The organism is Candidatus Cloacimonadota bacterium, assembly GCA_012516855.1.
Classification (GTDB): Bacteria; Cloacimonadota; Cloacimonadia; order Cloacimonadales; family Cloacimonadaceae; genus Syntrophosphaera.
On the sequence record JAAYWB010000014.1, the window covers coordinates 1 to 25,033 of the forward strand.

General features: G+C 52.4%; 25 protein-coding genes. 19 read left to right on the forward strand and 6 right to left on the reverse strand.

Going from position 1 to position 25,033, the window contains the following annotated elements; all coding sequences use genetic code 11:
• Positions 1-222 precede the first annotated feature (222 nt).
• From rpmE to GX466_00970, 8 genes are all read left to right on the forward strand, one after another.
• Positions 223-432, forward strand: coding sequence for a 50S ribosomal protein L31 (gene rpmE / locus GX466_00935; GenBank protein ID NLH92778.1), 210 nt, complete (start codon positions 223-225; stop codon positions 430-432).
• 97 nt (positions 433-529) lie between these two features.
• A complete protein-coding gene (locus GX466_00940) occupies positions 530-1,504 on the forward strand; it encodes a DUF1385 domain-containing protein (protein NLH92779.1) in 975 nt (324 codons plus the stop codon).
• Position 1,505: 1 nt separating this feature from the next.
• A complete protein-coding gene (gene prfA, locus GX466_00945) occupies positions 1,506-2,573 on the forward strand; it encodes a peptide chain release factor 1 (GenBank protein ID NLH92780.1) in 1,068 nt (355 codons plus the stop codon).
• Between the two features lies 1 nt (position 2,574).
• Entirely contained in the window at positions 2,575-3,840 is a 1,266-nt protein-coding gene (locus GX466_00950) for an HlyC/CorC family transporter (GenBank protein ID NLH92781.1), read from the forward strand.
• Positions 3,837-5,501 carry a glutamate formimidoyltransferase gene (ftcD, locus tag GX466_00955; GenBank protein NLH92782.1) on the forward strand — a complete coding sequence of 555 codons (1,665 nt, stop codon included), beginning with the start codon at positions 3,837-3,839 and terminating at the stop codon, positions 5,499-5,501. Before GX466_00950 ends, ftcD begins: the two co-directional genes overlap by 4 nt.
• A 65-nt stretch (positions 5,502-5,566) precedes the next feature.
• Entirely contained in the window at positions 5,567-5,950 is a 384-nt protein-coding gene (locus tag GX466_00960) for a hypothetical protein (protein NLH92783.1), read from the forward strand.
• Complete coding sequence (locus tag GX466_00965; GenBank protein ID NLH92784.1) at positions 5,934-6,314, forward strand: hypothetical protein; 381 nt, start codon at positions 5,934-5,936, stop codon at positions 6,312-6,314. The genes GX466_00960 and GX466_00965 overlap by 17 nt, the downstream gene beginning before the upstream one ends.
• A complete protein-coding gene (locus tag GX466_00970; protein ID NLH92785.1) occupies positions 6,311-7,825 on the forward strand; it encodes a T9SS type A sorting domain-containing protein in 1,515 nt (504 codons plus the stop codon). The genes GX466_00965 and GX466_00970 overlap by 4 nt, the downstream gene beginning before the upstream one ends.
• 194 nt (positions 7,826-8,019) lie before the next feature.
• Here GX466_00970 and GX466_00975 read toward each other — a convergent pair.
• Positions 8,020-8,783 (reverse strand): IS5 family transposase gene (locus tag GX466_00975; protein NLH92786.1). Its coding sequence is split into 2 segments (ribosomal slippage): positions 8,020-8,411 and positions 8,411-8,783, totalling 765 coding nucleotides; the frame shifts between segments, so codons are not numbered across the junction.
• A 598-nt stretch (positions 8,784-9,381) separates the two neighbouring features.
• Here GX466_00975 and GX466_00980 point away from each other — a divergent pair.
• From GX466_00980 to GX466_01030, 11 genes are all read left to right on the forward strand, one after another.
• Positions 9,382-10,404, forward strand: coding sequence for a (p)ppGpp synthetase (locus tag GX466_00980; protein NLH92787.1), 1,023 nt, complete (start codon positions 9,382-9,384; stop codon positions 10,402-10,404).
• A gap of 499 nt (positions 10,405-10,903) precedes the next feature.
• On the forward strand, positions 10,904-11,863 hold the full coding sequence (locus GX466_00985) for an NAD-dependent epimerase/dehydratase family protein (GenBank protein ID NLH92788.1): 960 nt from the start codon (positions 10,904-10,906) through the stop codon (positions 11,861-11,863).
• Positions 11,853-13,190 (forward strand): hypothetical protein, encoded by a 1,338-nt coding sequence (locus tag GX466_00990; protein ID NLH92789.1) that lies wholly within the window; start codon positions 11,853-11,855, stop codon positions 13,188-13,190. The genes GX466_00985 and GX466_00990 overlap by 11 nt, the downstream gene beginning before the upstream one ends.
• An 11-nt stretch (positions 13,191-13,201) precedes the next feature.
• Positions 13,202-14,317, forward strand: a complete 1,116-nt coding sequence (locus GX466_00995; GenBank protein ID NLH92790.1) for a DegT/DnrJ/EryC1/StrS family aminotransferase — start codon at positions 13,202-13,204, stop codon at positions 14,315-14,317.
• Complete coding sequence (locus GX466_01000) at positions 14,314-15,102, forward strand: electron transfer flavoprotein subunit beta/FixA family protein (GenBank protein ID NLH92791.1); 789 nt, start codon at positions 14,314-14,316, stop codon at positions 15,100-15,102. The genes GX466_00995 and GX466_01000 overlap by 4 nt, the downstream gene beginning before the upstream one ends.
• A 2-nt stretch (positions 15,103-15,104) precedes the next feature.
• On the forward strand, positions 15,105-15,929 hold the full coding sequence (locus GX466_01005) for a prolipoprotein diacylglyceryl transferase (protein NLH92792.1): 825 nt from the start codon (positions 15,105-15,107) through the stop codon (positions 15,927-15,929).
• Positions 15,926-16,582 carry a hypothetical protein gene (locus GX466_01010; GenBank protein NLH92793.1) on the forward strand — a complete coding sequence of 219 codons (657 nt, stop codon included), beginning with the start codon at positions 15,926-15,928 and terminating at the stop codon, positions 16,580-16,582. The genes GX466_01005 and GX466_01010 overlap by 4 nt, the downstream gene beginning before the upstream one ends.
• The gene (locus tag GX466_01015; protein NLH92794.1) at positions 16,579-17,874 is read left to right on the forward strand and encodes an adenylosuccinate lyase; all 1,296 of its coding nucleotides are present in this window, start codon (positions 16,579-16,581) and stop codon (positions 17,872-17,874) included. The genes GX466_01010 and GX466_01015 overlap by 4 nt, the downstream gene beginning before the upstream one ends.
• A gap of 31 nt (positions 17,875-17,905) precedes the next feature.
• Positions 17,906-18,346, forward strand: a complete 441-nt coding sequence (locus GX466_01020; GenBank protein ID NLH92795.1) for a DUF2147 domain-containing protein — start codon at positions 17,906-17,908, stop codon at positions 18,344-18,346.
• A gap of 104 nt (positions 18,347-18,450) precedes the next feature.
• Positions 18,451-19,134: a hypothetical protein gene (locus GX466_01025; GenBank protein ID NLH92796.1), complete on the forward strand. Its 684-nt coding sequence runs from the start codon at positions 18,451-18,453 to the stop codon at positions 19,132-19,134.
• A 2-nt stretch (positions 19,135-19,136) separates the two neighbouring features.
• Positions 19,137-19,994: a hypothetical protein gene (locus GX466_01030; GenBank protein NLH92797.1), complete on the forward strand. Its 858-nt coding sequence runs from the start codon at positions 19,137-19,139 to the stop codon at positions 19,992-19,994.
• 363 nt (positions 19,995-20,357) lie between these two features.
• Here the strand turns inward: GX466_01030 and GX466_01035 are convergent, their stop codons facing one another.
• From GX466_01035 to mreD, 5 genes are read right to left on the reverse strand one after another with little or no spacing between them, the layout of a single operon-like run.
• Entirely contained in the window at positions 20,358-20,795 is a 438-nt protein-coding gene (locus GX466_01035; protein ID NLH92798.1) for a D-tyrosyl-tRNA(Tyr) deacylase, read from the reverse strand.
• The gene (locus GX466_01040; protein NLH92799.1) at positions 20,795-21,406 is read right to left on the reverse strand and encodes a hypothetical protein; all 612 of its coding nucleotides are present in this window, start codon (positions 21,404-21,406) and stop codon (positions 20,795-20,797) included. The genes GX466_01035 and GX466_01040 overlap by 1 nt, the downstream gene beginning before the upstream one ends.
• Complete coding sequence (locus GX466_01045; protein ID NLH92800.1) at positions 21,403-22,620, reverse strand: rod shape-determining protein RodA; 1,218 nt, start codon at positions 22,618-22,620, stop codon at positions 21,403-21,405. The genes GX466_01040 and GX466_01045 overlap by 4 nt, the downstream gene beginning before the upstream one ends.
• Entirely contained in the window at positions 22,617-24,533 is a 1,917-nt protein-coding gene (gene mrdA, locus GX466_01050; GenBank protein NLH92801.1) for a penicillin-binding protein 2, read from the reverse strand. Before mrdA ends, GX466_01045 begins: the two co-directional genes overlap by 4 nt.
• Complete coding sequence (gene mreD / locus GX466_01055; GenBank protein ID NLH92802.1) at positions 24,530-25,021, reverse strand: rod shape-determining protein MreD; 492 nt, start codon at positions 25,019-25,021, stop codon at positions 24,530-24,532. Before mreD ends, mrdA begins: the two co-directional genes overlap by 4 nt.
• Positions 25,022-25,033 lie beyond the last annotated feature (12 nt).

A 25,033-nucleotide genomic window follows, 5' to 3' on the forward strand; every position in this document is an offset into this window, starting at 1 on the left:
GCCGTCTGTGGATTTTTTGCCATTCCGCCCCTTAACCTAATCCGGTATCAATCTCAAAACATCAATCCATCAACGAATTGTAACAAACTCTGGCCGTCATAAAGCAAATGAGAACCCACAGGTATAATGGAATAGAAATCAACGGAAAAAAAGCAGTTGACATATCTCCCCCTGCTAAAATCCTGACTTTAAATTCAATCTCTCAGTCAAGGAGCAAGATAAATGAAACAGGGAATACACCCCAAATACGAAGAGGTAATGGTACGTTGCGCCTGTGGAAATGAATTCAAGACCCGTTCCACCAAGGGCAACCTGCAAGTTGATATCTGCAACGTCTGCCATCCCTTCTACACCGGCAAGCAGAAAATCATCGACACTGCCGGACGTGTGGAAAAATTCAACAAGAAGTACAACGTCAAATCGGACAAATAGCAATCCTTTCCAATACTACCATTTCTCCGCAGCCCCAGGCTTGGGAAATGGTTTTTTTATATCCCCGAAAAACAATCAGCAGATAATGGATTGAAGAATGGAACCAAAAAAAGAGATCAGCGTGGGAGGGCAGGCCGTAATAGAAGGCGTAATGATGCGCGGGCCGGACTCTCTGGCCACCGCCCTCCGCAGGAAAGACGGCACGATCGAGCTTTACAAACAGCCCTTTGCCAGCAAGGCCAAGAAGGGCAGTTTTCTGGGATTGCCCCTTGTGAGAGGGTTTGTATCCCTTATCGAGATGATGGTACTCGGCATAAAGACCATCACCCTCTCTGCGAACCGTGCTGAATTGGATATCATGGCGGAACAAGCGGACAAAGGCAAGGAACTGAAGAAAAAATCCAAGGCCACCGAACAGGCCGAAAACCTGATTAGCTATGTGTTCGCCTTTGGATTGGCCTTTGTTCTATTTGCCTGGTTGCCTTATCGGATCGCAGACTGGATCGGACTTTCCAAGCAGAATTTCTACTTCAACCTCTTTGCCGGCAGCATCCGTATCGTGTTTTTTGTGCTCTACATCTGGCTGATCAGCCGGTTGAAAGACATCCACAGACTGTTTCAATACCACGGAGCGGAACACAAGAACATAAACGCCTACGAAAAAGAAACTGGACTGGACATAGCATCGATACAGAGTAATACTACGATCCATCCGCGCTGCGGCACCAGTTTCATTTTCTTTGTGCTGATGGTCTCAATCCTCCTCTTTTCCATCATCGATACACTGGTATCGTTGTTCATCCTTAAAAGCCAAGTCCCATTAGCCCTGCGTCTGGGCTATCATCTGTTGCTGTTTCCTCTGGTTTCCGGGGTGAGCTACGAGATTCTCAAGTTCAGCGGTAAAAACCTCAAACATCCCGTGGTGAAAATACTCACCGTTCCCGGAATGGCTCTACAGCACATCACAACGCAGCCTCCGGATGACCAGATGGTGGAAATCGCTCTGGTGGCGATGAAAGCAGCTCTCGATATGGATCTGCAAGGACACAACGTGAAGGTGATGACCGACTGATATGCTGCCCCGAGAAAAGCTGGAGGGTTTGAAACAGGAACTGAAAGAGCTGCAGAACACGTTGTCTGACAGCTCTGCGCTTGCCGACCCTCGCCGTTACAAGGAGCTGATGCGCCGCAACAAGGAACTTTCTACCATCTGTGGTGAATGGGACCACTATCTGCATCTGGAAACCCAGATCCATGGCGCGGAACACTTGCTAAAAACAGAGACCGACCCTGAAATGGCCGACATGGCGCACCAGGAACTTGAGAACCTAGAAGTCAGGATAACGGAAAGCGAACTAAAACTCCGAGATTTGCTAATCCCCAGCGACCCCAACGACAGCAAAAACGCCATCGTCGAGATTCGCGCCGGCACAGGCGGTGAGGAAGCCGCGCTTTTCGTGGCCGACCTTTACCGGATGTATAGCTATTACGCGGAGATGAAAGGCTGGAAACATCAGCTTTTGGACCTCAACGAGACTGGTTTGGGAGGCTACAAGGAAATCATTTTCATGCTCAGCGGTGAGGAAGTCTATGGCCTGATGCGCTTTGAAAGCGGTGTTCACCGCGTGCAGCGCATTCCGGTAACAGAATCAGGAGGTCGCATCCACACTTCAGCTGTGAGCGTGGCTGTGTTGCCTGAAGCTGAAGATATCGACATTGAGATCGCGGACAGCGACCTGCGCATTGATGTTTACCGCAGTTCGGGGCACGGCGGGCAAAGCGTTAACACCACAGACTCAGCAGTACGCATCACCCATCTGCCCACCGGGATCGTTGTCACCTGCCAGGACGAGAAATCCCAGCTCAAGAATAAAGTGAAGGCAATGAAAGTCCTTCGCTCAAGATTACTCGATGCTGAAATCAGCAGGCAGGAACAGGAAATCGCCCGCTCACGCAAGGCCCAAGTCAGCACCGGGGACCGTTCCGCTAAAATCCGCACCTACAATTTCCCCCAATCCCGGGTCACCGACCACAGAATAAACTTGACAAGCTACAATCTTGATTCTTTTTTGTCTGGCAACATTGATGAGTTCATCCAGGCCCTGCGGATCGCCTGGCGCAACGAAAAAGTTAATGGATAAATTGTCTGTCTCTGAAATACTTCTCTGGAGCTTGATTTTCTTGGTCCTTCTGGGATTGGCATTCCTTTTTGCCGGGTTTGAAAACGGTATCATCTCAATCAATATGCTCGAACTGGAAGGAAAGGCCAGAAAGGATAAATCCTCGGCCAAGCTGCTCGCCAGCCTGCGCAAACCGGACAAGCTTTTGGGCACCAGCCTGATAGGAAACAACGTCGTGATTATTCTCATGTCCACCCTTTCCACCTATGTGGCAAGCAGATACATCACCGGCTTTGACGCGCGCTACACGTCCCTTGTCGTTGGCACAGTGGTGCTTGTATTTGGTGAAGTTGTCCCCAAATCCATCTTCCGAGATCACGCTGACACTCTCGTACCGGTTGTTTATCCTTTCATGCGTTTCGTTTACTTCCTTTTCAAACCCCTGGTCATGGGTATTTCCTGGCTGAACTCGGTTCTGCGCAAATGGCTGAAGATAACAGAAGGAAATAACTTCAACTATCTCACGAAGGACGATCTCTCCTACCTGCTATCGCTCACGGAGGCTGATGAAGCCGACGAACCGCAGATAGAAATGATCGAAGACGCGCTGGATTTCACTGAACAGGTGGCGCGCAACGTAATGGTCCCGCGCACGGAACTGGTTGCCATCCCTGAAACCGCGACGGTTGCAGAGGCCATAGAGATAGCCAAGGAGGAAGGCTACACACGCTACCCTGTGTTCGGAAAAGATCTTGACGATATCAAGGGCGTGCTGATAATCTATGATGCGCTCAAACGTGAATTCACACCGGACACCGTGGTCAGCAAACTCATCCACAAACCCTTTTTCACTCCGGAAAACACCGATCTGGACGTACTGCTCCGCGAAATGCAGAAAAACCATCGCAGCATTGCCATCGTGGTTGATGCCTACGGCGGCACTTCCGGGATCGTGACCATGGAAGACATTTTGGAAGAGATCTTTGGCGACATCGCGGACGAATATGACGAAGCTGAGGAAATCCCGGAAGTGGAGCAGGTTTCCCCCAACACCTGGCTGGTCCAGGCGGATATCGAAATCGACCATCTGGCCGACGAATACGAAATCATCCTTCCTGAGGGCGATTACGAAACTGTGGCAGGGCTGATCCTGGACAGACTGGCCCGCATCCCACACCAAGGCCAGATCGTGAATGTGGATGCATACCGCATTCAGGTGCTGCAAGCCACAGACAAGAAGATTATCAAAGTTAAAATACACAGAACCAGTACAAGAGGTGAATCATGAAACTTATGGAATGCGTGCCCAATTTCAGCGAAGGCAGGGACAAAACTGTTCTGGAAGCCATCGCGTCTGCTATTCGCTCTGTTAAGAATGCTGTTTTGCTTGATGTGGATCCCGGCGCTGACACCAACCGAACCGTTTTCACTTTGGCCGGAGAACCAGAAGCCGTTGTGGAAGCCGCTTTTCAAGCCATCAGGAAAGCCTCCGAGCTGATCGATATGAGCAAACACCATGGTGAACATCCCCGCATGGGCGCCACTGACGTTTGCCCCTTCATCCCGATCTCGGGAATGACCATGGAAGAATGTGCCGAATACGCACGCAAACTGGGAAAGAGGGTCGGCGAAGAACTCGGCATCCCGGTATATCTTTACGAAAATGCCGCTTCTAAAGAAGAGTGGCGCAACCTGGCAAATGTGCGCTCCGGCGAATATGAAGCCCTGCCCCAAAAAGCCCAGGACCCTGCTTGGAAGCCGGATTTCGGTCCCCACGCCTTCAATCCCCGTTCCGGCGCCACCGCCATCAGCGCCCGTGAATTCCTGATCGCCTACAACATCAATTTAAACACCCGGGATAAAAAGAAAGCTCACGCCCTGGCGCTCACCATCCGCGAAAGAGGCAAACCAGCCCGTGACGAGGCTGGCAAACTAATCAGGGATGCCGATGGCAACAGAGTAATCATCCCTGGCCTCTTCAGCCACTGCAAAGCCGTGGGCTGGTATATCGACAGCTACGACCGCGCCCAGATCAGCATCAACCTCACCAATTACAAGGTCACACCTCCCCATCTGGTGCTGGAAAAAGTGCGTGAACTGGCCGCGGAGATGGGCATCCAGATAACCGGCAGCGAACTGGTTGGGCTCATCCCCAAAGCCGCGCTGCTCGAGGCTGGAAAGTTCTATCTGCGCCGGATGGATGAAAGCACCGGCATCCCGGAAAGGATGATCATGGAAACCGCGATCCAGTCGATGGGCCTGGCGGAACTGGGACCTTTCGACCTGGACAAGAAAGTGATCGAATACGCCATCGCAAGGTCCGACAGCCTTTGCTCCCTGAGCCTGGAAAGCTTTGCCGATCTGCTTTCCACTGATTCCCCCGCCCCCGGTGGCGGCAGCGTTGCCGCGCTCTGCCTTTCCCTTTCCGGAGCGCTGTCTGCTATGGTGGCAAACCTCACCGTGGATAAAAAAGGCTATGAATCAGTTCAGGAAACTGTGCGCGAACTGGCTCCCCGCGGCCAGGAGATAAAACTTCAGGCCCTGCAATGCATTGATGCCGACACAGATGCCTTCAACGCCATGATGGAAGCCATGCGCCTGCCCAAAAAGACCGATGAGGAAATTGCCGTCCGCAACGCCGAGATGGAACGGACCACCCAACAGGCGATCCTGGTTCCCTTCCGGACTCTTGAACTGGCTTGGGAAGCCATGCAACTGGCTGACAAGGTGGCCGACGTAGGAAACGCCAACGCCATTTCAGACGCTGGCGTGGCAGCCCTGACTGCGCTCAGCGCCGCCAAAGCAGCGGACTACAACATCCTGATCAACCTGCCCGGTAGCACTGATGAAGCTTTCAAGGCCGACATCAAAACCCGCGCCGGAGAACTGGTGAGCAAGTGCCAGACATTGGCCGATGCCATCGAAACCAAAATCAGGAACCGGTTCTGAACCCAGTTGAGCTAAACTCGGCCATAAGAGCCAGCCTGACCTGATAACCAAGGGGCCAAAGCCCGATGCTGACAACCCTGGTTGCCCTTTACTCCATCCTGGTCGCGTTGAACCTCCTGGACGGATTTTCCACCTGGCAGGTGCTGAAGCCAAACCACTATCACCGTGAGCGCAATCCCGTTGCCCGCTGGATGTTCATCAAGCTTGGCCTCACCCGGGGCCTTGTCCTGGCTGAAGTGCTGTGGATCGGGTTCATCAGCGCCGTCTTTTTCCTCACTTTCACCCATCCTGTCTGGAACGTGGCCCTGCTGGTCCTGCTCTGTGTGGGAGTGCTGGTTTTTCTCAGGGTCGTGAGTGGAAATTTCCGAGCCTGGCAGAGCATCCGGCAGCGGGAAGAGCTTCTGGCTGGAAAGCAGCAAAAGGAGGAAGCGGATGTTGGCCATGCTTGAGAATGTTTTTAGCCAGGTCGCAGTTTTGGCAGGGCAGTTCGTGGTCTTTGTCATCCTTAATATCCTTGACGGCCATTCCACCTGGAAGGTTATCCAGCCCAACCATCTGCACCGTGAGCGAAACCCCGTCGCCCGCTGGATCTTTCGCAAACTTGGCCTGCCCCGGGGGATAGTGATTTTCAAGGCCGTGCTCCTCTTCATCCTGGGTGGCGCTTTTGCTGTTTACGCCAAAAAGGAAACCAAGATGATGAACATAACTCTCGGCGTGGCCAACCTGGTCTTCTTGGCCGTGGTGATCCACAACTACAAGGTTTACAAAAGGTTGAAGGCCCGACGCGACATCCGCAGGGAGTTTTTACCATGAAACACTGGCAATTGCTGCTGATCCTCTTCGCTTTGGCTCTGCCGCTGGCCGCTCAGGTGAACGGAAACCTGCAATACATCGGAGACAAAGCCATTCTGCAAGTATGGGGCGACCATTACCAGCGCGGCTATGCCCAGGGCTATTTGCTTGCCCAGCCCACACTTGACGTATTCGATGAATTCTTTTACATGATGTTCGTTTTTTCAGACCCCGCCCGCTATGCCTATCTCTGGAACTACTATCAGGAACATTTCAACACCGATGCGTGCATGCTGCAGGAAGCCCAGGGACTGGTTGCGGGGATAGCTGCTTCAGGCGCAAGCCTTTACCACAGCGGCCTGCAGCGCGACATCACCCACGACGACATACTTTTGGCAAACGCTTTTTTGGACCTCCAACAACTCCGCAACGACCTTGGCGGCCCGGATATTGATCTCGGCTGCGCGTCTCTCTCGAGTTGGGGAATCTCCACCCAGCAGGATTCGCTGCTGACCGGCTCTTCAGTGATCACGCGCTGGCTCGATTGGACCCTGTTTGAATGCCTGATCGACAATCCCCTCCTGGTGGTGCACCATCCCAGCGAACCGGATGAGCAAAAATGGCTCTCCTTCACCTTCCCAGGTTGGCTGGGAGCAGCTTCTGCCATCTCCGAATCCGGCACCTGGGCTTCCCTGAATGTGGGCAATGACCACTCTGTGGTTAACCAGAGCGGGCTCGATCCCATCTTTTTCGACATCCGCAGAGGCTTGGAAAGAACCGACCTGAACGGAGACGGAGTTTCGAACATCATGGACGTGGCCGCCGCCATCCAGGCAGGCAACAACCTCACCGGCACCATCATCCACAGCCTCAGCGAAAGCGCAGGGCAGACAATTTCTGTAGTGATCGAAAACAACAACACCGGCACGGCTCTGCGATATTACGACGATCCAAGCAGCAACCTTCCGGGACAAAACCTTGCCGCCACCAACCATTTCCGCCTGTTTACCTTCCCGACCTGTTGCACCCGCTACGCCAATATCGCCGATTCCCTGAACGTGAACCACAACATCACAGCTAAGCGCCAATGGTCTTTGTTGTCAGGTGCTGCGGGACAGGAAACGACACTCACCGCGCTTCAGTACACCCCCTCCACCGGCAGCATTTTGTGGGCCGGCGCCGCGGTTTCCCTTCCTGCCAACCAGAATCCCGCCATCCATCTTTCCGCGTCAGACCTGTTCAGCTTTTCCACCCCTGTGACGGATGAACTTCTGCCCAGTCCCCAGTTCGATTTTTCCTTTGCTCCTAATCCTCTGTCAGCGGCCCAAACGCTCAGGCTGAGCGGCTCCCAACCTCTCAAGTCCCTTGCCCTTTACAACCTCCGCGGCCAGAAAATCCTGGACCTAAGCTTTTCCGGGAACAAATCCGATGCTGAGATTTCCCTTCCCGCTCTGCCCGCGGGTGTGTATCTGACCTGGGTTCAAGGCGTTTCGGGCTCCAGCGCCCAGAGCAAACTGCTGGTCTTGCCCTGAACCCCCGAGGATTCGCCTAAGATTCGATTCCCGTATAATGCCCGCATCAAATACGGGGATTTGGCGGGCGGAAGACGGGGGACGGACAACATGGGGCTAAGGAAGTGCCGGAAAACTGGTTTGCCCTTAAACACCAGCCTGTTCTGATCCAGATGATTCCTGATATCCATCTCATCACAACCCGGAGACTGTCGTCACGAGATTGTCGGCCATAAGAATAAACACCGAATTTTAACAGTAGCGAGGTATGATGCGGTATTTTTCGCATAGTGAGTTGCTATTCCTCTCCATTCTTTGATCCGCAAAAAGGCATTCTCCACAAGATGTCTCATTTTATACAGATACTTATCATATCCCCATTGCACCAGATGGTTTTTCTTTGGTGGGATAACTACTTTCATATTACGCTCAACAGCCATAGCAAGGATAACAGAGGTGTTATACCCTTTGTCTGCAATCAAGCAAACCGCTTCAAATGATTCTATAAGGTTCTCAGCTTCCTTACAATCCGCTCTGGTACCCTCTGTAACAAGTACTCGGATCGGATTGCCATGCGCATCCACGGCCACATGTATTTTTGTGTTGAGCCCCCTTTTGTGCGCCCCATATCCTGGTTACCACCTATCGCTCCAGTGCCATGCTGATGGACTTTAACATGGCTTGCATCGATTATAAGCCATTCAAGGTCAGGCTCATCGATGAAAACCTCAAGAAGGTTCTCCCATATGCCTTTATCGCGCCAACGGCAAAAACGGCGGTGCGTGTTCTTCCAATCGCCATAATCTGATGGCAGATCACGCCATGGTGCTCCAGTACGCAGAATCCATAATACTGCATTGATAAAGCGACGATTGTCTTGAGCTACTCCACCCCAAGCTCCCTCTCTGCCTGGGAGATGAGGTTCAAGTAGTTCCCAAATGTGATCGGTAATATCATGTCTATGCCAGCTTTGCGACATAACAAATTCCCTTTCGATAAACTCGGTACCATTATTTTCAAGATAGTTTTTTATCAATCTCGTGACGACACTATCTAGTGAATCGAACTGGATACGTTTCAGGGTGATGCCATCGTTTGGCCTGATTAGCCAAGTTATAAAGTGACACCCCAAATATCATATAGCCATCAGTGTGACAAAGAGGCATAACCCCTTATCAGGTGCAGAGATGCTTAGGACTCCTTTCGGAAAGATGTCATAGTGGTTTGGGTATTTTTTGGACTGGTTGGTGAAAGTTTTGTGTCAAATATGGACTGATTTCAGAGAGGTTTTGAAATTTCTTGAAAGTTAGCTATATGAACCGTAGAAAAGACTAGCAGAGTAAGTGGAACGATTCGAATTGGTGTTTATCCTTTATACCTTGAGTAGATTTCATGATGTTGTAAACAGGCTAAGTAAAGTCAGAAAAATGGGAGGATTATTAGAAAACTCCTTGACAGCTTTTAGGTGCGGAAAATATATGTAACCAATTGATTTTGTATTCGCTGATGCGTAGAAAAGTTGTAAAGTCGGTAATCAGCTTAAAAGTTAAATAATTTATTATTGCTGAGAGGTTTATATGGCTTCACTCGATATAAACGCTGAGATTGAAAGTTTCAACAAATACTATTCAGAGAATATCCAAACTTTACAAGCTGCAGAAAAATACTTTCGTTCTCTTGTCGAATCATTAGTAATGAATGAACTCTCAATACAGACTGTTCTATCAAGAATTAAGGACAGAGAGGAGTGTATAAGCAAGTTCAAGAGGAAGTACCAGAAACAGTTAGAGAATGAGAGTACAGAATATGAAATAAAAGATTATATTACTGATTTGATTGGAATTCGTGTGATTTGCTTATATAGCGAAGATGTGAAAAAAATTCACGACATTCTATCAAAGGAACTTAAAGTTATCGGCACTACAGATAAAATATCGCAAATCGACTCGACGGAAGACCAGTTCGGTTATAAAAGTCTACATATCGATATGGAACTGAATGATAACAGAAAAGAACTAGTTGAGAATAGACATTATTCTGGATTTCAATTTGAGGTACAGATTAGATCGATAATCCAAGATTCTTGGAGTATTTTGGATCACAAAATAAAATACAAGAAAACAATTCCATTAGAACTGAAAAGACGAATTAATAGATTGGCAGCTCTATTTGAGTTAGCTGATGATGAGTTTCATAGTATCAAACTTGACACAGATAGATATGAGGATAGCATTAAGCAACAATCTAAAAATAGTTCTGGAACAATTAATATAGTTGGGTTCATGAGCATTATTGAAGAGGTTTTTCCTACTTATCAATTCATACCGTATAAGGTAGATAGTTTTCTGCATGAGATTCTAAAAATAAATAGCGAGATAACAGAGACTCAAATGAAATCTGCAATCATAGATCACATTGATATCATTCGGAGTTATAACACTCATTTGGTCAGTACTTCAATACACAACAATATGAATCCATACACTATGGTTAGGCATTGTCTCTTTAATACAGACAAAGAAAGATATTCTGAAATGCTCTATGACACACAAAAGGGGAACTTTAAGCAATGGTTGGAGGATAATCATAAAGTTGACTAATGCCAATCTCAATAATCCATAAGTTACCCCATAGTCGGATTAGATTATCTAAGGGAAGCAACTTAACGAACAATCATCCAAGTTTGTTTATCACCTTATTCACAAAGCGGGTTTGATCAGAATAAGTTTGTCATCTTACCTTACTAACTCAGTTGAAGATAACTCATTCCTCTATTGTCGCTTAACAATCTGTAAAGACCTTTGCGTAATTCCAGGCAACCGACTTTCCAGATTGGACACGTGGTAGTTATACACATTTCCCTTGAAGATTCCGACATCAACTCCGAAAATGCTCAGCTATCCACACATTTTTCCTCTTTCTAACCCGTTTCCCTCGTTTGAAGTATTGGTGTTTGGATTTGCATTTTTCTGTAAGGGCTTGAACCGAAAGCGTTCCAAATCCTCTTTTCTATTGACAAAAACCCGGCTGGCAGATTTTGTTACGTAATGGCAAAATATGTTTGTCATAAAGGATAAAGACTTCAAATCTGGAGAAGTTATGAAGATTCTGATCACCGGCGGGGCCGGTTTTATTGGCTCGCATTTGGCGGAAAGATTGTTGGAAGACGGACATAAAGTAAGCATTGTTGACAATCTTTCCACCGGCCGCCTGGAAAACATAGAATCGATTAAGGAAAACGGAAATTTCCATTATACGATCGGCAGTATCCTGAACCGCAGTCTAATGGAAAAACTAATGGCCGGGATCGACCAAGTTTATCATCTGGCAGCGGCCGTGGGCGTGAAGTATGTCATCGAGAACCCGCTGCTTTCGTTGAAAACGAACATAGTGGGCACGGACAACGTTTTGGAGCTGGCGAACAAGCATAAGGCCAAGGTGCTGATCACCTCGACCTCCGAAATCTACGGCAAAAGCGATAAAGTTCCCTTTTCAGAGGATGACGACCGCCTGCTTGGCTCAACCCGCATCAGCCGCTGGGGTTACAGCGACAGCAAAGCTATCGACGAATTCATGGCTCTGGCCTATTTCCGCGAAAAAAGGCTGCCAGTGGTGATCGTGCGCTGTTTCAACACCGTAGGTCCCCGCCAGACAGGACAATACGGCATGGTTCTGCCCAAATTCATCAAAGCGGCCCTGTTGGACCAGCCTCTCGTGGTTTACGGTTCGGGCAAGCAAACCCGCTGTTTTGCCGATGTTTCAGATGTGGTGGGTGCTTTCATCAAACTGATGGAAACGCCGGAATGCCAGGGCGAAATCTTCAATGTGGGCACCACGGAATCCATCTCCATAGAGGATTTGGCCAAGAAAGTCAAAACCATGTGCGACAGCAAGTCCCGCATCGATTATATGAGCTATGAAGACGCTTTTGAAGAAGGTTTTGAAGACATGATGAACCGCATGCCCGACCTTAGCAAAATCAAGCAATACATCGGCTATGAACCAAAGTTAGACCTGGATGCCATCATCCGGCGGATGATTGAGTATTATGAAAAATAAGCTGCTGCTCGTCGCCCTGCTGATTCTGACCTGCGTTTTGAGCGCTCAGAACATTCCACAGCTCAGCGGACAGGTGCTGATCTCAGTGAACGTGACCGGTTTTGTGGCGAATCCTGGCACCTATCAGCTTACGCCGCTGGCGCGTATCTATGATGCCGTGAAAGTTGCCAACGACAACAACCGCTCCGTTACCACGCTGCCAACCCTTACCCCCCAGCAGACCAAGGAAGCCGAGCGCGATTCACTTTACCTGAATTTCCAAGGCCTGCGAAGCGTGAAACTCACCCGGGGCAGGGAAACCAAAACCTATGACCTGCTGCGCTTCATGCGCACAGGCGCCCTGGACCAGAATCCGTTGCTCAAAGACGGCGATCTGCTCTGGATACCGGCGCTTGGAACCTCCGTAACCATCTCCGGCGAGGTTTACATGCCAGGCGAATACCAGTTCGTGGAAGGGGACAAGCTCTCCGACATTCTGGAACTGGCCCAGGGCTTCACTCTGGCTGCAGACCGCAATCTGGTGAATATCTACCGCTACAGGGACAACTCTCCTGAGTTTGAAGTGCTGAGATATGACCTCCGTAACCAGCACGCAGAAGACATCGTTTTACGGCCTTACGACCGTGTGAACGTGATATCCAACGCAGAACACCGCCGCGCCTGGAAGATAACCGTGGAAGGTGACGTGAAAGCGCCGGGGGAATACTATGTCGGCGAAAACACCACTCTCTACGACATCCTCATCCTCTGCGGAGGCCCCACTTCCCGAGGCAATCTGCGCAATGCCATCTATGCCAACCGGGCAGGAGCCGAGCAACCCGATTTGGAATTTGAACGCCTGATGCAGCTTGACTTATCGGATCTGACCTCGATGGAATACCGCTACATGCTGAACCGCATCCGCCAATTCCCAGGACGCTACAGCGTTGATGTGGCCAGGGTTTGGGAGAGCAAAGGCACCGAAATTAACCCTGTTGTGCACGATGGCGACTACCTATTTATTCCGCAGTATTTGGACATGGTGGAAGTAAGTGGACAGGTGGTCAATCCAGGTCTGATACCCTGGGTTGAAGGAAAAAACTATGAGTATTACATCGCCCTCGCAGGCGGCTATACCAACAACAAACGCTGGAACGGAACCCGAATCATTAGTGCGGCTAGCGGCAACTGGGTGAAGCCCAGTAAAAAGCTGACCCTCGATCCCGGCGATACTATATATGTTTCTGAACAAGACACTTACAATACCTGGGATCGCTTCAAGGATATAATGTTGATTGCCACTCAGGTGATCACCATTTTCCTGGGCGTGCGTACCCTCACACATTAAGGAGCTGAATTTTGAAAGTACCAATGCTGGACCTCAAAGCACAATATGAACCCCTGCTGCCCTGTGTTCGGGAGGCCATGGATAAGGTTCTGGAGGAAAACAACTATATCATGGGCCACCAGGTGAAGGAACTGGAAGAGAAAATGGCCGCCTATCTGGGCGTTCGCCATGCCATCGGCTGCGCTTCCGGGACTGACGCCCTGGTCTTGTCTGTGCAGGCCCTGGGGATTGGCCCCGGCGATGAGGTGATCACCACCCCCTTCACATTCTTTGCCACCGCCTCCTCCATCTGGCGCAACGGCGCCAAACCCCGCTTCGCGGATATCGATCCCCGCACCTTCAACCTCGATCCGGACAAGATCGAAGCCGTCATCACGCCCCGCACCAAAGCCATCATGCCGGTTCATCTTTTCGGCCAGTGCTGCGACATGGAACGGATCATGGAAATCGCCCACAAGCACGGCCTCAAGGTGATCGAAGACAACGCCCAGGGCATCGGCTGCACCTGGAATGGAAAGATGAGCTGCACTTTCGGGGACATCGGCACCCTGTCTTTCTTCCCCAGCAAGAATCTCGGCGCTATGGGCGACGGCGGTATGTGCATCACTAATGATGCCGATCTGGCCTCAAAACTGCGCCAACTGAGGGTCCATGGCGAAAACCCCAAATATTACCACAAGTGGGTGGGGCTGAACAGCAGGCTGGATACGCTCCAGGCCGCGATCCTGGACGTTAAGCTGGACCATTTGGCCGGCTGGAGTGAAGCCCGGCGTGCCAATGCCGCTTACTACAATGAAAAACTTGCCTCCATTCCAGAGGTGAAAACGCCCTATGTCGCTGAGGAAGCCGTTTCCATCTACAACCAATACACCCTGATCTGCAAAGAGCGCGACTCCCTGCTGGAACACATCAAGTCCCGCGACATAGGCTGCGCCATTTACTATCCCGAACCACTGCATCTGCAGGAATGTTTTGCCGAACTTGGCTACAAAGAAGGCGATCTGCCCGTGGCTGAACGAGCTTCGCGTCAGGTGCTTTCAATACCCATCTACCCTGAACTCACAGAAGCCCAAAAACTCTACGTCTTCGATGCCATCAGGGATTTTTACAGGGGGAAAGGTGAATGAAAATCATCGTTTGCGTTAAGCAAGTGCCAAACACCACCGAAATCAGGATCGATCCCCTCACCAACACCCTCATCCGGGAAGGCGTGGAAAGCATCCTCAATCCGTTCGACACCTACGCCATCGAAGAGGCCGTTCGCCTCAAAGAGACCCACGGAGGCAGCGTGACCGCCCTCTGCATGGGCCCGCCTCAAGCTGAGGAAACTTTGCGCGAAGCGGTTTCCCTGGGCGTAGACGAGATTATTTTGCTTTCCGACCGGCGTTTCGCCGGCGCGGATACCTGGGCCACCAGCCTCACCCTGGCTGCCGCCATCTCCAAGATCGGTGAATTCGACCTTGTTTTCACCGGCCAACAAGCCATCGATGGCGACACAGCGCAGGTTGGGCCAGGCATAGCGGCCCATCTGGACATCCGCCAGGCCTGTTTTGTGCGCAAGATCGAAGAGCTAACTTCCTGCAACGTAACCCTCCAGCGCCTGATGGAAGACGGCTACGACAGACTGAAACTTAAGCTTCCCGCCGTGATCACTGTGGTGAAAGAGATTAACACGCCCCGCCTGCCTTCCCTGCGTGGAAAACGCAACGCCAGGGCGGCTGAACTGAAGATCTGGAACGCTGATGACCTCGGACTGGACGAAAAAACCATCGGCCTCAACGGCTCGCCCACCCAAGTAGTGAAAATCTTCACTCCAAAACATGACAAGCAAACCGAAAAAGTTACTGTGACCCCCGACGAAGCCGCTGATCTCATCATACAGCGTCTGGACCAAATCACCCGGGGAGGATAATCTTGCTGCAATATCCTGACATCGATCCCACCCTGGTAAGCTTTTCCCTTTTTGGTAGAGAACTGGCCATCCGCTGGTACGGTTTTCTCTATGTGTTAAGCTTCATCCTGGGCTACATTTTCTATCGCCACATGCTGAAGATACGGGATGTAAAGATCAGCCGGGACCAGTATGAAGGAGCCATCTTCTCCGCCATGCTGGGTGTGATCTTAGGCGGTCGGTTGGGATATGTGCTGTTCTACAATCTGCCCTGGTATCTGCAGCATCCCCAAGAGATTTTCTTCGTCTGGGAAGGCGGAATGAGCTTTCACGGCGGCGCTTTGGGAGTGATCATCGCCTGCCTCATCTATCTGAAGCGGCAGAAACTCAGTTTCTTCAAACTGGCCGATCCCGCCATGCCTCTGGTGGCAGTAGGTTTGGGGCTCGGACGCCTGGGTAATTTCATCAACGCAGAGTTGTGGGGAAAAGTGACCACCCTGCCTTGGGGCATGGTATTCCCCGGCACCGACGCCGGCTCTCTGCCCCGCCACCCCACCCAGCTCTACGAGATGTTTCTGGAAGGGGTCGTGTTGTTCACGGTCAGCTTTATCCTGCTTAAAAAAAGCCGGCGGGAAGGAATCGTTTTCTGGACCTTCATCGGCCTTTACGGGATTTTCCGCTTTTTGGTGGAATTCGTACGGGAGCCGGACGAGCTTGACATTTATGACAAATATGGTTATTTCTTGGGCTTCATGACCATAGGCCAAATCCTCAGCTTGCTGATGGTGATCGCTGCTGCCATCGGCATCTGGAAACTTTACCAAAAGAAACCGGAGGCCAAGCCTTGAAACGTCTTATTCCCGTCCTGCTGATTGTCAGCGCGCTGCTGCTAAGCTCCTGCGCCTCAATCAAACCCGTGGACAAGCTTTCCCTGCTGCGCGCCGAACTGGCCCGCTGGCAAAACTTCAGCGCCGACGGCATCGTGCGCGTAACCTATGCAGGACTAACCCTGCACAAGATGTTCGTGCTGGCCAAGTCCGTCGATTCCGCCCGGCTCGACATTGTTGACGGCGGCGCGTTCGGGATTTCGCCCTCTCCATTGATTTCGGTCTATCTGGCAGATTATTTAGCCGTGGAATCAGCGTTCCTCAAGCTGCCCGATTTTTCCAAAGCACAGCTGGACACTTCCTCCTATCTGGCTTTGCTGGCCGATCCCGAAGCCCTGTTGGCCAAATACGGAGACGAGATCGCAGCCAATGAAGCAGTATCTGCAGGCGACCTTCGTGTAACATTCACCCCCAAGATGCAGCTGGCCAAGGTAGAGGACGCCACTTCCGGTGCCGTGATGTCCATAACCTACAATTCCAAAGGCAACCCCGATAAAGTGCTATTCAGGATCGACAGCAACAAATCGGTGGAGCTTTTGGTGGACAGCATCAGCTATGGTGAAGCAGAAGCCGTTCCTTTGCCCCGTCCTGAAGGGAGTTCTGAACAGCCATGATTAGCCGCTACTGCCTGCCGGAAATGGAACGCATCTGGACTCAGCAAAACCGCTATGAATGCTGGCTGGAGGTGGAACTCGCCGCCGCCAGAGCTATGTTTGAACTGGGCATCATACCGGAAGATGACTGGCGGTCTATCTCTGAAAAAGCCGATTTTTCCTGCGAGCGTATCGATGAGATCGAAGCCGTCACCCGTCACGACGTGATCGCTTTTCTCACCAATGTGGCGGAATATGTGGGCGAACCAGCCCGCTGGATCCACTTCGGCCTTACCTCCTCCGACACCCTGGATACCGCCACTGCGCTGCAACTAAAGCAATCCGGAGAACTGATCCTCACAGAACTGCACCGCCTGGCTGAAACCTTGAAACTGAAAGCCCGCGAACACCGCAACACCATCTGCATGGGCCGTTCGCACGGCATCCATGCTGAACCGACTTGTTTCGGGCTCAAATTCGCCCTCTGGCATGACGAGACCAAACGCAACATCGAAAGGATGCAAAACGCTATTGAAACCGTGGCCGTAGGCCAGTTCAGCGGCGCTGTGGGCAACTTCGCCCACCTCGACCCCAAGGTTGAGGAACTGGCCTGCAAGCATTTGGACCTGCGCCCCGCCAACGTTTCCACCCAAGTGCTGCAGCGTGATCGGCACGCCTTTTTCCTCGGTGAACTTGCCCTCATCGGCAGCCTCGTGGAAAAAATCGCTTTGGAAATCCGCCACCTTCAGCGCACTGAGGTGCAGGAAGCGGAGGAAAGCTTTGCCGCAGGCCAGAAAGGCTCTTCCGCGATGCCCCACAAACGCAATCCCATCCAAAGCGAACAGTTCTGCGGCCTGGCCCGGCTGTTGCGCTCAAACGCCCAAGCCGCGCTGGAAAACAACGCCCTCTGGCACGAGCGCGACATCTCCCATTCGTCGGTGGAACGCGTGATCCTTCCAGATTCATGCATCCTCACACATTACATGCTGGCCAAATGCTGCCGCCTCATTTCCAACCTCGTCGTTTACCCCAAGAACATGAAGGCCAATCTGGAACTCACCAACGGCCTCGTTTTCTCCCAGGCAGTGCTGCTGCATCTCGTGAAGCAAGGCCTGCCCCGTGAGGAAGCCTACGCCCTGGTGCAGGAAGCCGCAATGCAGTGCTGGGAAAGCGGCACACCCCTGCTTGACCACATTCTGGCGAACAGCCGGATCACCGCGCTGCTCCCGGCTTCCGAGATCAAGGACATCTTTTCTTACGACAGGTATCTACGCCACGTAGATGCCATTTTCAAACGCTGCGGGATCATTTGAACCCGCCCAAAACCCAGATAAGGAGAACAAGATGAAAAAGCTGATATTCGTCGCAACCCTGCTGGCAATGCTGCTCCCCATCGCCCTGATCGCCCAAACCTACAATATAGAAGGCTTGTGGTATGTTCAGGACAAAGCGGGAAAGATACAAATCTATAAAAACTCGTCAGGAAGCTATGAAGGCAAAATCGTCTGGCAGAAAGAGGGCTTTGAAGACGGCAAGCCCAAAATGGACAAGAAAAACCCTGACAAAAGCCTCCGTTCCCGCCCACTGACCAACCTCGTGGTCATCAAGAACCTCAAATCACAGGGCAACAACAAATACGACGGCGGCACCATCTACGACCTAACAACCGGAAACACCTATTCCGTAAAGGTGGAACTCACCGGCCCCAACACCATGAAACTCCGTGGCTTCATAGGCTTTCCCCTGCTGGGCAAAACGCTAACTTGGACCCGCGCCTCATCCTGAACCATTTTCGCGAAGAGCTGCCAGGATCGCAAGATCCTGGCTGGTTCTTCAGCACCTGAACTTTGATAGACCAGCCAGGCCGGAGCCTGGGACAAGAGGAATGAATGCCTGATACCACAAGCAAATACCTGCTCTCCGATGCGAACTCGCTGCGGCAGATAAAGTTCGCCCAGTTCCGTGCCCAAGTGCCGGCCCTGCTCCTGGTGGCCGTCGCCTTCGCCCTGAAAGCCATCTTTCCCAACACCGGAAACTGGCTCTACACCGTCGCCCTGGCTTTGGCTATCCTGGGCATTGTGGTCTATGTCTTCATCGGCCTCTGTTTCCGCTATCGCCAGCGCATTCCCCTGCCTCCGGAAACCGCGCTGCTTTCCCCCATTGAAGGCAGGATCGAGCATATCCGGGGCAGCGGAGACATTACACTGCTCGCAGTGAGGAAAAACATCCTCGACAGTGTGGAACTGCGCAGTCCGCATTCAGACTGCCAACTGGATAATGGGGAACTGTGGCTGACCACCGAGGCCGGGAAGATCAATTTCCGCTTCAATTTCAACCGCATCCAGTGGTTCGCGGAGCCGGACCTCAGCGCCGGCAATATCATTGGCATTGTCAGCGGCAGCGGTTCCTGTTCGGTGATCTTCCCCGGCAAACCAGGTTTCAGCGTCCAACCAGGCGATGCCGTGAAAGCCGCGGAGCCTTTGATCAGCCTGTTCAACACTCCCGGCCCGGCTCAACCAGAACCCGCTCCCGAAAAGGTTTCCCCCCCTGCAGAAGAAGGAGGCGAGATATAACTATGTTCCGCAAGTTTATTCCTTTGCTTGTCATTTTAGCCCTGCTGCTCGGCGCCCTTGGCTGCGCCCTTCTGGGCAGGCCCTCGCTGCAAAGCGACACAGTCGAAGAGAGCGTCATCAACGAAGCATCTGGCCTGGCTTCCAGCATCCGGACACCCGGCCTGCTCTACACCCACAACGATTCCGGCGGCGAAGCCTCGGTCTATGTTTTGAACAAACGCGCCCTCATGCCCGCCCGGATCGACCTGAAAGGCATCAGCAACCGCGACTGGGAAGACATCGCCACCGGAGTGGACCCCCGCGACGGCCAACCCTATGTGTTTGTGGGCGATATCGGTGACAACAACGCCAAATACCCCTCCGCCTTCATTTACCGCTTTGCCGAACCTGAAATCCTGGACACCCTGATCACGGTGGCAAAGATAGACCGCATCGAATTCACCTATGAAGACGGCCCCCGCGACGCCGAAGCCCTTTTCGCCGATCCCCGCAGCGGCGACCTCTATGTGATCAGCAAACGCGAGGAAAACTGTGGAATCTACCGCCTGGCCTATCCCCAAAGCTACGACAAGGCAAATGTCGCCCGCCGGGTTGGCACCCTGCCTTACTCCTGGGTCACCGCGGCGGATATATCCCCCTCCGGAAACCGCATCCTGGTGAAAACCTATTCCAAAATCTTTTGCTACAAGCGAGGCAAAAAGCAGTCCGTGGCGGAAAGCCTGGCCGGAAAACCCAAGGAAATGCCCTATAAACTTGAGGAACAGGGCGAGGCCATCGCTTTCGACGAACACGGAAAAGGATATTTTACCATCAGCGAACGCCTGGGCGACACGCCCGTGGAGCTTTACTACTACAAGTGATGCCCCATCGGGGATAGGGTTTCGGAGTGGAGCGCGCAACGAAAGCATGATCGCTCTGCAGAGCGTGTTCAAATAGCTATCAACCCAGAGCAGATGACCCCACAGAAAAACGAAGCGATGTAGGTTGGCCGTTAAGGCCTTTTGTTATGTTCCTGATGCGCCTCCCGCACGATGCCCGCATTTGATGCGAGTATTATGCGCGGGGCGTGGGATAGGAATGGTTGCAGGCGTTAAGGGTGTGACAGACGGGACTCAGCAGTGGGTGCACATCCCTCTTTTAAATCAAGTGGTTGCGGGTGCTCAAGCAACAAGCAGCCCGGAGGACTTTATCCACTCTAACTGCACAAGAGCCTAAAAAACTGATCAGAAATCGAGGATGAAACTCACCGGGCCATCGTTGACCAGCGAGACCTTCATGTCCGCGGCGAAAATGCCGGTCTGAACGGGGATACCGGTTTCGCGGAGCATTTCCACAAAGCGGTCATAGAGCCTTTCAGCCAGATCGGGTGGGGCAGCGGGAGTGAAATCCGGTCTGCGTCCGCGGCTGCAATTGGCATAGAGCGTGAATTGCGAAACCGCCAGCAGAGAGCCCTTGGTGTCTTCCACCGAGAGGTTCAGCTTGCCGTTCGCGTCGCTGAACAGGCGCATTTCTCTGATCTTTTTCACAGCGGATGGCAGCAGGGATTCTGTGTCGTCGCGGCCAAAACCCACAAAGAGCAACATACCCGGGCCGATTTCGCCGCAGACTTTGCCTTCCACTTCAACCCGGGCGGAAAGCACTCTCTGAATCAGAACGCGCATCAGTCGATACGGAAGCGGTGAACTTCCCAGCAGCCGGAGTCATCCAGCCAGACGGAACCTTCCGTAAAAGGCGGAATCGTGATCTGCAGGCGGCCGAAAGCGACTCCAGGACGCAGAAAGCCGGCGCTGATGGATTTCTTTTCCCACGTGTCGGTGGATTTGAGTTTGGTTCTGAACTGGCGGTCGATCTTGCCGTTGCTCTTGAAGGTGATGAATCGCAGATTGATTTGGGGGCCCAAGGCGGTTGACGATTTGGCCCAGAGCCTGGTGTAATAACCGCCGTAGCGGCTTACGCGGAAGGCATCGGAGGTGATAACCACCGTATAGGGCGAGGCGTCCACCCGCAGGGATGAATTTCCCTGTATGGCTTCCTTGCCGTCAATGAACACCAGATTCTTGGGGGCATCGCTATCCCCCTGCATGTCAACGCTCCAGCCCAGCAGGGCTTGCCGGGGGTCCAGGGAATAGGCGCTGAAGCCTGGATTGGATACCAGGTTTGGCACACCCTCGGTATCCTTGTCGAAATAGACCAGGCTGGTGTGCACCAGACAGGATGACAGCGCAAGGAGCAGCAACAGATTCGGGATAAAGTGCAGAACGCGTTTTATCATTTCATTAAACCCCTTTCGTTAAGATATTTCAGGATCACGCCCACAGCCAGGGAATTGAAGAGCAGATTGGACCCGCCGTAGCTGACAAAAGGCAGGGGAATGCCGGTGGCCGGAACGAGGCCGATGTTCATGCCGATATTGATGAAGGTTTGAAACATGAGAAAGGCGAAAATGCCCGCGGAGGCTATTTTACGCTCGCGGACCTTAATTTCGCCGATATCCGTTATGAGGCGCCAGAAGAAAAAGAAGAACACCCCCAGCAGCAGGAAGGCGCCGATAAAGCCAAATTCCTCGCCGATCACGCTGAAGATGAAGTCTGTGTGGTGCTCCGGCAAAAAGTTCATGTTCTTCTGGGTGCCCATCAGCCAACCCTTGCCTAAGATGGACCCGCTGCCGATGGCTATCTTGGCCTGGATGATCTGGTATCCGGCGCCGAGCGGATCGGCCATAGGATTAAAAAATGAGACGATGCGGCTCTGCTGGTAGTCTTTAAGCCCGTTCCAGAACATCGGCATGATCAGCGCTAAGAAGCCATTGAGGATGCCGGCAATGGTGATGGTAACCCAGGAAAGGCGGGCCCATAGCAGTAAAACAACAAGGATGGCGATCCAGATGAAGATCGCCGGCAACCATAGCGAAGAAAGCATGCTCACCACCGGGCTGATCAGCAGGAGCAGATACACCAGCGGCACCTCGGCTGCAACAAGCATCGCCAGCAGGCTGAAAAAGAAGACCAGGGTAGTGCCGAAATCCGGCTCGATCAGGATTAGGAGCACCGGCATCAAAGTCAGGCCAAGGCCGTAAAGTATCTGCTTGATCTCGGTAAGGTTATCGCGAGAAATCGCCCTCGCCACCACCAGGATAGTGAGCAGTTTGGCGCTTTCCGAGGGCTGGTAATTCAGACCCAGAAAGCTGAACCAGCGGTGGGCGCCGTTCACGGCCGGAGTGAAAAGCACGGCGATGAGGGCCAGGAGGTTCAGCACGTAGGCGGGAATGATGATCAGATCCAGGATCGGCATGGGCAACCGGATCAGCAACCAGATCATGCCGAGCGAGATTCCAGCGAAAATAAGCTGCTTCCACCAATAGCTTTGGGTGGTGGTGTATTCGCCAATTGTGGTGGTGGAGGCAGTGAATATGGAAACACAGCCAATGAAGATCAGCAGAACCAAAAAGCCGGCCAGGGTAAAATCGAACTTCTTGCGCCTGATCATGTGCCGCTCTCCCCGGCTGGGGTTTCAACCGGTTCTTCCAGAGCGGGCCTTGGTTCGGATCCCGGAGTTTCGTCCGGTATCTCAGACTGCTCGGTAGCCGTGCCGGAGCGTTCTTCCCGGGTTCTGAACTGCGGAGGAATGGGTGCCGGCTGCCTGATTTTTTCCAAGTTGCCGATGTAATAGTTGAAGATCTTGTTCGCCACCGGGGCAGCCATAGCTCCGCCGCCACCGGCGTTTTCCATGAATACCGTTACTACAATCTCCGGTTTGTCGGTTTCGATGAAGCCGCAAAACCAAGCATGGGTCATGCTGCCCATGAAGTTTTGGGCGGAACCGGTCTTGCCAAAACTGGTGGCGCCGGGCACACGGACCGCTCTGGCTGTGCCTCCTGGGGCGTTGGTAACGGCCCAAAGCCCGTCGCGGATGGCCTTCATCGTGCTGGCGGACCACGGAAGGGGGTGCTTGTTCAGGGCCTGTAACTGGTCTCGGGTGATGCGGCGGCTGCCCATCGTCTGCTTCATCAGATAGGGTTGCACCCACATTCCGCCGCGGGCGATGGCGGCGTAGAAAGTATTCATCTGCAAAGGGGTGGTGAGCACTTCACCCTGTCCGATGGCCAGGTTAGCCTTGTAGCCGTTGAGCCCGGAAGATATGCCAAGCTTGTCGCGGTAGTATTTCTTGTCGGGATAGAAGCCGTTGCGCTCGTTTGGCAGGTCTATCCCCGTTTTTTCCACAACACCGCAGGCTTTGGCGTGGGCGGCGACTGCATCGAGGTCCATTCTGCTGATCAAATCGTAGAAAAAGACGTCGCAGGACACTTTGTGGGCATCAACGATGTTCAGGGAACCGTGCCCCGCTGAGCTCCAGCAACGGAAAAAGCGGTTTCCGATCTTGAGTCCTCCGCCACAAGAGGCCAGCCTGGTATAGCGGTCAATCACGCCAGTTTCGAGGCCTTTGCTGCCGGTTACCGGCTTGTAAACCGATCCGGGAGGGTAGGAAGCATGGATGATCCTGTCCAGCAGGGGTTTGGAAGGTGTGTTCAATCCCGCCCAGACCTCGGTGCTGATCTTCTGCATGAAGATATTGGGATCGTAATCCGGCTTGCTCAGATAGGCCAGTATGCCTCCGGTTTTCACATCCGTAACAATTACACAGCCTTTGATCCCGGGCGGGAAAACCGAATTGGCGTATTCCTGCAGGTCGTTGTCGATTGTCAGGATCAGGCTGAGCCCGTTCTGTGGCGGTATCGAGGTGTTTTTGCTGAACAGCTCCAGACTCTTGCCCTGGGCATCCACCTGCATGATCTCTTTGCCGTCGCGGCCGCGCAGCAACACTTCGTAATAGCATTCCAAGCCGGTTTTGCCGATGTAGGCATTCAATGAATAGTCTTCCTCGCGGTAGCGGCTGTATTCTTTTTCATCTATCCTGCCCACATAGCCGGTGAAATGGTTCGGATACATGTAGCTACGGGTGGTTCCACTACGAATTGTGAGTTCAGGGAAATCTCCCATCCGCTCTGACAGGACCAGGATCATCTCATAGGGCAGGTTGTCCGCCAACAGGATTTCTTCATAGGTCTTGAACCGCTGCTCGAAAACCAGCTTGCGCAACTCTTCCGGCTTGATCCCGAAATTGGCTTTCAAGAACATAGCCAGCCGCTCCGTGTTGCCGATCCTTCCACTGGTGAGATAAAGGTCGTGGGAAGGGATGTTGCTCACGATAGGCCGATACTTGCTGTCGTAAATCTCGCCGCGGGTAGCGACAACCCGCCGGATGCGAACAAAGTTGCTTTCCGCGATGCGCCTATAATAATCGCCCTTCAGCACCTGCAACCGGAACAGAGCCCCGACCAGCAGCAGAAATAATACCCCCAGGGTAACGCGGAAAACCAGGCTTTGAACGCTTCGGGTCATTCCACCAACACAATCCGCAGCCGCGCCACCAACTGCATTAGCCAGAAAACCACGAAACTTATGGCCAGATTGTAGCCCAAACCGATCAGCGAAAGGATCACAAGCTCGCCTCCAAAGCCATACACCACTCCGAGAACCAGCCAGCCCACCACTTGGAAAATCACGTTTGCCAAAACCAGAGAAAGCATCCGGGCCAACACGCTTTCGCTTTCAAAGGGTTTGCGGAACTGGTAGAGGATGATGGCAATGAGCAACAAAACCAGCGCGTGCATGCCAAAAGATTCTGGCTGAGTTGTGTCGTAGAGCAGGCCGATGATGAAAATCACGATCAGGGCGGGGGTCATTTCACGCGTCCAAACCAGATAGACCACCCAGGCGATGAGGATGTTTGGAATCACGCCGAACAGCTCAAAAGCCGGAAGCAGTAACACCTGAGCGTAGAAACACAGCAAGCCCAGAATGAAGGTCCAGATATGCTTCCAGATCATCCCAGCCCTCTC